Origin of the sequence: Bartonella sp. AP40SXNS (assembly GCF_042195825.1) — a bacterium.
Lineage (GTDB): Bacteria > Pseudomonadota > Alphaproteobacteria > Rhizobiales > Rhizobiaceae > Bartonella.
Genome location: NZ_JBHIPB010000041.1, coordinates 1 through 3406, shown reverse-complemented (window position 1 = coordinate 3406; position 3406 = coordinate 1). Strand labels below are relative to the sequence as shown.

Sequence of the window (3406 nt, the reverse complement as noted above, 5' to 3'; positions counted from 1 at the left end):
ATAATCGTTCTCATATTTACACGCCGCAAACGCTGTATTTAATTGCAGATCATATTGATGTCTCAGAGAGCGAATTGGCTTATGGCGGTTTAGACTTTCAAAGCACCAATGCCCTTGATATTCACAATGCGCGGCTACAAGCCGTAAAAGATGGCGGTGGGACTGGAGATATTCTTTTTGTTGCTCCAAGCGTTATGGTTGATGAGACAACGTCGATTTTAGCAGCACGAGATTTCGTGATCAAGACGGGGGAGCTTGGAAATAGCGGTCAATTGGCATCGGGGCAGGATTTAGTCTTTAGCGTGACGGGCAATGTGACCAACAACAAAACGGGCTTAATTTATGTGAAGGGCAATGGTGCTTTACAAGTTGATGGGGCTTTGTTGAATGATTTTGGCACTATAATGGCAGAAGGTGATTTGGGTTTCACCAATGCAGAAGGCACAGGAAAAAGCCTTTCCCTTGTTAACAAAGCGGGCTTTATTCAAGTTGGTGGAAACTTAAATATCCAAACCAACACCCTGAAAAACGAAGCCGATAGCACGCCTGTCATCACAGAAAAAACGGAATATAGCGATATTTCTTTCCAAAAACCAGAACGCTTTGATTCAATTGAAAATGCGATTTTGTATCATACAACAAGTATAGCAAATGAGTTGGGGATAGAAATATGGGCCGTTTCCTATGAGGAAGTTGAATGTTCGGGAAACACATGTGATTTTCACTTTAAAAATTCTTTGCCCAACAAAGAGGCAACTTATGGTAAGATAACTTTAGAAGATGGGATAGTATACAAGGCATTTACTTGGAATGAAGAGAGTGAAAGTTCGGTTTTTTTTCAAGGGTACCGATGGAATAATTTATCTCACATGATACAGAAAACTGTCACGCAAGAATTTTCGCCTACTCGTCAAGGAATGATACAGTCTCACGGCAATCTTATTATTAACGCTGATACCATTGACAACCATTATAGCATTATAGAAGCAGGGGGAAACGCCGATATCCACGCCAATGTGCTGACCAATTTAGGTGCAACAGCTTATAAAAACACCTATATGGGTTGTCAGGCTAATACGGATGCTTATTGTTATGCTTATAACGCTGATGGAAGCCGAAATGTTGCTTTAGATATAATAAATAATGATGGTTTTCGCCATATCAATTCAGAAGTTCTCGATACTGTTCCTGGTCTTGTTCAAGCGGGTGGCATTTTGAATTTGGTGGTCGATCAACTCCACAACGAGGCAGCGGAAGGTTCGATTACAGGGGATGCGCATTTTGAGGCAAAAACCGTTGGAGGCAATCCACTGGAGTCCTTAAGTGGTTTGCCTGGAGCTGGCGCTCTCTTTACACCAAAAGTCGATCTCAATAATGCGGGGGAACTTGCTGAGGGGCTCCCTTTACCAAAGCCCCAATCGGGGGGTGTTGGGGGCACGCTGCCCAATCAAAATTTCATTTATGAAACGCGGGCAGAATTCCTTGATGTCGGCAAGTTTTATGGCTCAGCCTATTATTTGAACAGAATTGGTTATAATCCTGACAGAGAGATTTTTTTCTTAGGTGATGCCTATTTTGAAAAGCAGCTGATTGAGAAACAAATGCGTGATCTTGTTGGTCAAGGTTTGGGCAAAGGTTCCTTTATTCCTGGAAGTGATGCCATTGAACAAGTCAAAACTTTGCTAGATGGTGGGGCAGATTATGCAAAAGCACACAATCTCCCTTTTGGTGAGGCTTTGAGTGAAGAACAATTGGCGTCCCTAGAAGCCCCGATGGTGATTTATGTGCGCCAACAGGTCAAGGGCATGGATGTTTATGCACCGGTGCTTTACATCCCTGAAAAAGACAGAGCCTCCTTTGTTTCTGCTGGGGCTTTGATCATGGGCGATGATGTCAATATCACCAGCCAAAATACAAGCAATTCCACAATAACCAATTCAGGGCGGATTGCGGCAAACCACCAATTGCATGTGCATGGTGGGGATATCCTCAGTCAAGGGGGGCATTTTGCTGCTGGTGGGGATGCTGTTATCCTTGCGGAGAAGAATATTCGTTTGGACGCAGGGCGCACAACGGTTGACGGCGTGGAGACCGTATTAAACACCGAGGCGCTTTCTGCTGGGGGTAATGCAACGGTGATTGCTAAACAAGATATTACCGCCTCAGGGGTGGGGATCAGCACCGGAGGTGATCTTGCCATGGCTACAGAAGAAGGCAACTTGACGATAGGCTCAGCTGCAACGCATCACCATAAACAGTATAGTGACTCCATTATGCACCATAAATCTGTGTTAAACTCTGGAGGCTCGACGACACTTCTCTCTGGAAAAGATTTGAATATTTTAGGCTCTGATGTTCAAGCGCATGATGATCTTTACTTACAAGCAAAAGAAAATGTTTCGATTGATGCTACACGCAACAGCATGGACAATCATCGCGGGAGTGAAACCTCCCATGTCGCCTTGCACAATGGCTCTCATTTAAGTTCTGGAAAAGATACCACTGTCATCTCGGGTCAAGATATCCATATTGCTGCTTCCGATATAGATGCGAAGGACAATGTTGCTCTTGGCGCACAAGGGGAGATAACAATAGGGGTGAGAAACGATGAAAGAGATTATCATTTTCAGAGCAGCGACTTTAGTGTTGATAGGCAAGAGTCTATTTCTCGGGGTTCTTCGATAAAATCTGGGGGTGATACCACTGTTGTTGCAGGGCAGGATGGGAAACCGCATGACCTTAGCATCACAGGCAGTTCCGTTGCGGCTGAGGGCAAGGTAGGGCTGAAAGCCAGCAACGATGTCCTGATCACCAATGCAGAGGATAGTTCACACCGTGAGATATCTAGCTACACAGATGGCGGTTTTTTTGGGGGAAGCTCATCCTATCATGAAACTTTTGGAGCTACCCAAGTGGTAGGTTCAAGTATAGCAGGAGAAAAAGGCGTTGCCATTGAATCTGGAAACAACACGGAAGTTGTCGCCTCGACGCTCGTAGCCGGTAAGGCAGAGGAAACGTCAGGAGAGAAAGCACCAGGAGAACAGAAACAAGCGGATATTACTATTCACTCTGGGGGAAAGATTGTCATAAAAGGCGCCCAAGAACAGTTGGATCAGCAAGCACAATCGTCTTCAAGTGGCTTTTTGCATGAGGAATCGTCCGATACATCTCAATCTCATACCACAACGGTCTCCTCTATCCTTGGGGCAACGGGAAACATCGTGTTAGACGCACAAGGAGAAGCCAAGATTTCTGCTTCTCATCTGCTTTCCGGTCAAGATATCAATGTGAGCGGAGAAAATGTGACGATTGATGGCATGACAGATCATCATAAAAGCCATTCAGAGACCCATGAAACGGGTTTTGGTGTGGGATCAGGCAAGGGCTTTGTGTCGATATACGGGAG

General features: G+C 45.0%; 1 protein-coding gene. It reads left to right on the top strand.

Annotation, left to right across the window (positions count from 1 at the left end; all coding sequences use genetic code 11):
- A partial coding sequence (locus tag ACFILZ_RS09370; RefSeq protein WP_375682383.1) for a hemagglutinin repeat-containing protein occupies positions 1-3406 on the top strand: 3406 nt, incomplete at both ends.